At 70.7% G+C, this 5,636-nt stretch carries 4 protein-coding genes; 2 read left to right on the forward strand and 2 right to left on the reverse strand.

Annotated features, from left to right (window positions below):
- Nucleotides 1-182 (reverse strand): hypothetical protein (locus GA0115259_RS41355; RefSeq protein ID WP_218104256.1); only part of this gene is annotated, 182 nt, incomplete at its 3' end.
- Nucleotides 179-598: an MGMT family protein gene (locus GA0115259_RS36565; protein ID WP_370749322.1), complete on the reverse strand. Its 420-nt coding sequence runs from the start codon at nucleotides 596-598 to the stop codon at nucleotides 179-181. The genes GA0115259_RS41355 and GA0115259_RS36565, both read right to left, overlap by 4 nt.
- Before the next feature lie 239 nt (nucleotides 599-837).
- On the opposite strand from GA0115259_RS36565, the gene GA0115259_RS36570 reads away from it, so the two are divergent.
- Together GA0115259_RS36570 and GA0115259_RS36575 are read left to right on the forward strand one after the other, a co-directional pair.
- Complete coding sequence (locus GA0115259_RS36570) at nucleotides 838-3,687, forward strand: lysylphosphatidylglycerol synthase domain-containing protein (protein ID WP_093604786.1); 2,850 nt, start codon at nucleotides 838-840, stop codon at nucleotides 3,685-3,687.
- Nucleotides 3,688-3,822: 135 nt separating this feature from the next.
- Complete coding sequence (locus tag GA0115259_RS36575) at nucleotides 3,823-5,418, forward strand: alpha/beta hydrolase (protein WP_093604788.1); 1,596 nt, start codon at nucleotides 3,823-3,825, stop codon at nucleotides 5,416-5,418.
- Nucleotides 5,419-5,636: the final 218 nt, after the last annotated feature.

Genomic DNA, 5,636 nt, shown 5'->3' on the forward strand with positions numbered 1-5,636 from the left:
AGCCGGTCCGCCACCCGCGACGGCGCCCGCGCTCCCGCCCGCGCCGCGGCCCGCTCCATCGCGCGGGAGAGTCCGCCGTGCGCCGGTTCACGCGCCGTCGTGTACGCCTTCGTCCGGTTCGTGTGGTCCTCAGCACGCCCGTGGCGCATCCCGCCGCAGGGCCGAATGGCGGAAGCTGTCATATGTGAGCCACCTCGCCGGCGTCCGCGCCCTCGCCGTCCCAGCGCGCCCGCTTCATGTCCAGCCGCGGCAGATGCCCTTCGGCGCTCCGCGCGGCCTCGCGCAGCGGTGTGCCCTCCTCGCGGTAGTGGCCCAGGGCCGTCAGCTCATGTCCCGGAAGCAGCACACCGTCCGAGCGGACCACCCGCCACCAGGGCACGGCACCTCCGTAGAGGGCCATGGCGCGGCCCACCTGTCGCGGGCCGCCCTCGCCGAGCCACTCCGCGACATCGCCGTAGGTCATCACACGGCCGGACGGGATCAGCTCGGCGACGTCCAGCACCCGCTCCGCGTACTCGGGCAGCTCTCCCGGCCCATCGCTCCGGCCCGTGCCCGCTCCCGCGTCCTTCCCCTCGCTCGTACCCTCGTCGTTCCTCATCCGGCCCATCCTGCCGCACGCCACCGACACCTCCGCCGGCCCCGCCACCGGGCCGTTCCGGAGCGCGTCCGGCCGGTCACCCTGCGTACGTACGGCCACAAAGAGGATCATTCCGCCCGCCCCGAGCCCCCGCAATGCACCCTGATGCCCCCGTCTGTCGTCGGCTCGTGCCACCATCGTCCCGGCGGTGACTGGTGATACGAGATCAAGAAGAGACGGATTCGGTGGAGGAGCGGGCCGTGCAGCCAACTGCGACGGCTGACACCTCCACCGCTGAGCCGCGCCCGGAAGCAGCCCCGAGGGCCCGCGCCGGCGTGACCACCGAGCCCCAGGCCGCAGGACCTCAGGCCGGCGGACACCGGCCCACCGGCCCCGACGACCTCCCGTCCAAGGACCTCGCGGCCGAGCCCGTCCCGTCCAAGGACCTCCCGCGAAAAGACATCGCGGCCGAGGCCCTCTCACCCGACGACCTCCCGCCCGACGACTGCGACACCGGCGCCACCCGCGTCGACCGCGTCTCCGGCGACGAACTGCTCCTCGCGGCCCGTGTCCACCGGCCCTCCGATCTGCTGCGGCTGCTGATCGGCGTCCTGGGCATCGCCCTCCTCCTCGGACTCTCCGCCTTCGCCCACGGCACCACCACCGGCCTGGAACAGGACATCTCCAAGGGCACGGGCCAGGCGCCCGACCTGATGGTCAAGGTCGCCGGACTGGTCTCCAGCATCGCCGTGCTGCTCGTCCCGGTCGCGTTCGCCATCGAGCGGCTGATCAAGCGTGACGGGCTGCGGATCGCGGACGGCGTCCTCGCCGCCGTACTGGCCCACGGCGTGACACTCGCCACCGATCTCTGGGTCGCCAGGTCCGCGCCGGAGTCCATCCAGGACGCGCTGACCCGGCCCCAGCTCGGCGCCGGTCTCACCGATCCCGTCCATGGCTATCTCGCGCCCGTCATCGCCTATATGACGGCCGTGGGCATGGCCCGCAGGCCACGCTGGCGAGTCGTGCTCTGGGTGGTGCTGCTGCTCGACGCCTTCGCGATGCTGGTCGCCGGCTACACCACTCCGTTCTCGATCGCCCTGACCGTACTGATCGGCTGGAGCATCGCGTACGGCACGCTCTACGCGGTCGGCTCGCCCAACGTACGGCCCACCGGCCAGAACTTGATGGCGGGTCTACGCCATGTCGGTTTCCGCCCGGTCAGCGCGATGCGCGCCGAGGAGGCGTCGGACTCCGCAGAGCAGGGCGACCGGGGCCGCCGGTATCTGGTCTCGCTGGAGGACGGGCCGCCGCTCGATGTCACCGTCGTCGACCGCGAACAGCAGGCGCAGGGCTTCTTCTACCGGGTCTGGCGACAGCTCACCCTGCGCTCCTTCACCACCCGCAGCTCGATCCCTTCCCTGCGCCAGGCGCTCGAACAGGAAGCGCTCCTCGCGTACGCGGCCATCGCCGCCGGCGCCAACGCCCCGAAGCTGATCGCCACCTCCGAGCTCGGTCCCGACGCCGTCATGCTCGTGTACGAGCACCTGGGCGCGCGGTCCCTGGACTCGCTGCCGGACTCGGCGATCACCGACGAGCTGGTACGGAACGCCTGGCACCAGGTGAAGGCGCTCCAGTCGCGCCGTATCGCGCACCGCAGGCTCACCGGTGACGCGCTCGTGGTGGACCGCTCGGGCAAGGTGATCCTCGCGGAGCTGCGCGGCGGTGAGATCGCGGCGGGCGATCTGGTGCTGCGGATGGACACCGCGCAGCTCCTCACGACGATGGGCCTGCGGGTGGGCGCGGAGCGCTCCGTCGCCGCCGCCGTGGAGGTGATCGGCCCGGATGCCGTCGCCGACTGTCTGCCGCTGCTCCAGCCGATCGCACTGAGCCGCTCCACGCGCGCGACACTGCGCCGGCTCGCCCGTGAGCGGTCGCAGCGCGAGCGCGACGCCGTGCTCGCGGCGTCCGAGACGAACAAGCGCGCGCGAGCCGCGGACATCGCCGCCGAGGACGGTGACCGCAAGGCCGTACGGAGGTCCCTGCGCGCGGAGAAGCAGGCCGAGAAGCGGGCGATAGACGACGCGCTCGACGAGGCGCGCGAGGAGGATCTGCTCTCCCAGATGCGGCGGCAGGTGCTGCTGATCAGACCGCAGGCACCGGTCGAACCGGTCCGGCTTGAGCGGATCAAGCCCCGTACACTCATCAGCTTCATCGCCGGCGCCATCGCCGCGTACTTCCTGCTCACGCAGTTGACACAGCTCGACTTCAACACGGTCGTCAGCCAGGCGCACTGGGGCTGGGTGGCCGCCGCGGCGGCGTTCTCGCTCCTCAGCTATGTCGCGGCGTCGATGAGCCTGCTGGGCTTCGTACCGGAACGGGTGCCGTTCCGTAAGACGGTCGCCGCGCAGGTCGCCGGTTCGTTCGTCAAGATCGTCGCTCCGGCGGCGGTCGGCGGTGTGGCGCTGAACACCCGCTTCCTCCAGCGCGCGGGCGTACGGCCGGGGCTCGCGGTGGCGAGCGTGGGCGCGTCGCAGCTCTTCGGGCTCGGCTCGCACATCCTGCTGCTGCTGTCCTTCGGCTATCTGACCGGTACGGAGAAGTCGGCGTCGCTCACTCCGTCCAGGACGGTCATCGCGGGTCTGCTGACGGTGGCGGTGCTGGTGCTGGTCGTGACCGCGATCCCGTTCCTGCGGAAGTTCGTGGTGACGCGGCTGCGCTCGCTGTTCGCCGGTGTGGTGCCGCGCATGCTGGATGTGCTCCAGCGGCCGATGAAGCTGCTCACCGGTATCGGCGGGATGCTGCTGCTGACCTGTGTGTTCGTGATGTGTCTGGACGCCTCGATCCGGGCGTTCGACAACGGCAACCAGCAGCTCAGCTACGCGAGCATCGCGGTGGTCTTCCTGGCGGGCAGCGCGCTCGGCTCGGCGGCGCCGACACCGGGCGGTGTGGGCGCGATCGAGGGCGCGCTGACGCTGGGACTGATCGCGGTCGGACTGCCGAAGGAGATCGCCGCGCCGGCCGTGCTGCTGTACCGGCTGCTGACGCTGTGGCTGCCGGTGCTGCCGGGCTGGGTGTGCTTCAGCCATCTCACCCGCCGAGGAGAGCTCTAGGGCGTCGTTGCGGGCAGGGCGTCGTTGCGAGGCCCTGCCCGCGCGGGTCCTGTCCACAGCCCGGTCCCGCCACCGACGCCACTCGCATGGCCGCTGCCCCGCGCGGCCCGCTGCACCGGAGCGCACGATGGGCACATGCCGACCTCCACCACCCGGCGCGGCAGGGCACTCGCCGCTGTCACCGCCGCCGCCCTGCTGACCGCCACCGGTTGCTCCGGCATCGGGAGCCCTGCCGACGGCACCAGCTTCAACGGCGGCAACGCGAACAGCACGGCCGTGCCCAAGAACCTGGCCTCCCAGCGGCTGCACTGGACGGCATGCCCGACTCCTTCGACCGCCGAGGGCGGCGGTACGGCACCGTCCCCGCTGCCCGGTGGCGCCCAGTGGCGGTGCGCCTCGATGAAGGTCCCGCTCGACTACGCCAAAGCGGGCGGTAAGACCATCGAACTGGCCCTCATCCGTGCTCCGGCACGCGACAAGGCCCGGCGGATCGGCTCGCTCATCTTCAACTTCGGCGGTCCCGGCGGCTCCGGCATCACCGGACTGCCGTCCTTCGCCTCGGACTACGAGAAGCTCCGGGCCCGTTACGACCTCGTCAGCTTCGATCCGCGCGGTGTCGGCCGCAGCGACCCGGTGGAGTGCAAGGACGACAAGCAGCTCGACGCGTACTACGCCAAGGACGCGACACCGGACGACGCCGCCGAGGTGAAGACCTTCACCCAAGGGCTCGCCTCCTACGCGGCGGCCTGCGAGAAACGCTCCGGCAGCTCGCTCCCGTATGTCGGTACGACCAACGCCGCCCGTGACATGGAGCTGATGCGCAAGGTACTCGGCGACAAGAAGCTGTACTACTTCGGCATCTCGTACGGCACCGAACTCGGCGGCGTCTACGCCCACCTGTATCCGAAGTCCGTCGGCCGCGCGGTCTTCGACGCCGTTGTCGACCCGTCGCAGAACACCGAACAGGGCTCGCTCGGCCAGACGAAGGGCTTTCAGCTCGCCCTCGACAACTTCGAGAAGGACTGTGTGGCGCGCGGCGCCGCCTGCCGGCTGCCCGGCACCACACCGAAGCAGATCGAGGGCTTCATCACCGGACTGCTCGCCCGGCTCGACAAGAAGCCGGTCACGGGCATCGGCAACCGCAAGCTGACACAGACGCAGGCCACCAACGGCATTGCCCAGGCGCTCTATTCGAAGCAGTTCTGGCCGTATCTGGAACAAGGACTGGACGAGGCCGACGGCGGCAACGGCGCGCTGCTGCTCGCACTGTCCGATGCGATGAACGGACGCGACGAGTACGGCAGGTACAGCAATCTCCAGGCGGCCAACACAGCCGTCAACTGTGTGGACTCCAAGGAGCGTTACACACTGGAGCAGACCAAGGCGAAGCTCCCGGAGTTCCGCAAGGCGTCGCCCGTCTTCGGGGACTTCCTGGGCTGGGGCCTGATGAGCTGTTCCAAGTGGCCGGTGCCCGGTCAGTGGGTCCACCCGGACGTCAGCGCGCCCGGCTCGGCGCCGATCCTGATCATCGGCAACACCGGTGATCCGGCGACGCCGTACGCGGGCGCCAAGGCGATGTCCGACGCGCTGGGCAAGGGCGTCGGCGTCGAGATCACGTACCACGGCCAGGGCCATGGCTCGTACGACAGCGGAAACCCTTGCGTGCAGGGCGCCGTGAACAACTATCTGCTGAACGGCACCGTGCCCGCCGCGGGCACGGTATGCCGATAGGCGCTGCGCACCGGCCCGGACCTCGGTTGTCCTCCACTCTCGGACGGGCTTGAATTGCCCGATGCCCAGACCTTTCCGGATAGCCGTCCTGTCCATGCTGTCAGCGGGATCGCTGCTGCTGAGCGGCGTCCTCACCGCGTGCGGCGGCGGTGCGGAGGACACTCCGCCCGACGCCAAGGCCGCCTCTCCGGTCACCGCCACCACCGCTCCCGCGGCCG

The organism is Streptomyces sp. MnatMP-M17, from assembly GCF_900091995.1.
Taxonomy (GTDB): Bacteria; Actinomycetota; Actinomycetes; order Streptomycetales; family Streptomycetaceae; genus Streptomyces.

Excerpts from the sequence above, each read along its gene's own strand:
- GA0115259_RS36565 (WP_370749322.1), bottom strand. The coding sequence starts at position 598 with ATGAGGAACGACGAGGGTACGAGCGAGGGGAAGGACGCGGGAGCGGGC.
- GA0115259_RS36575 (WP_093604788.1), top strand. The coding sequence starts at position 3,823 with ATGCCGACCTCCACCACCCGGCGCGGCAGGGCACTCGCCGCTGTCACC.